This is a genomic window from Pelagivirga sediminicola (assembly GCF_003072125.1).
Lineage (GTDB): Bacteria > Pseudomonadota > Alphaproteobacteria > Rhodobacterales > Rhodobacteraceae > Roseovarius > Roseovarius sediminicola.
The window spans coordinates 1-522 of record NZ_QCYH01000082.1; the positions used below are offsets into that span (position 1 = coordinate 1).

At 36.6% G+C, this 522-nt stretch carries 1 protein-coding gene; it reads right to left on the minus strand.

What is annotated here, in order from left to right; all coding sequences use genetic code 11:
* Positions 1-442 (minus strand): hypothetical protein (locus DC366_RS20710; RefSeq protein ID WP_500690307.1); only part of this gene is annotated, 442 nt, incomplete at its 3' end.
* Positions 443-522 lie beyond the last annotated feature (80 nt).

The window sequence follows — 522 nt, forward strand, 5'->3', positions numbered from 1 at the left end:
ATATTTGCTTCGAACCATAACGGATATTGACATTGTTCATGACAACAATCGTGTTGTAGTTTATTGCTTCCTTATCCTTTAATAGAAGGTTGATATTATCGTTATTAATTTTCTTTTTATCAGTGTGTTCTGATTTTATTTTATTTAAGTTCAGTTTATCAATGCTAGTCTGAATCGGCATGGAGTCTTTATCAAAAACGATAGCATTGTTGACGACTGATGGTATTTCTCTGCGATCGCTTGATACAATCAAATGAATCCCCGAATCAACTATCTCTGTGAAAAGTAGGTCAAATGCTTTGCGGGTAGATTGATCCAAGCCAACGAATGGATGTTCAATCAGTGCAATTTTTGGGTTTTTAAGAAGTGCTGCTGCAAACATAAGTCGGCGTGTTTCACCATTCGACAAGGAGATCATGGGTTTGTCCACCAGATCTGTCAAGAAGAGTCGGTCGATAACCCGATCTATAGTCCATTGTCCTGATAGTTTACCAGTTATTGACTTCATATAATCTAATACTT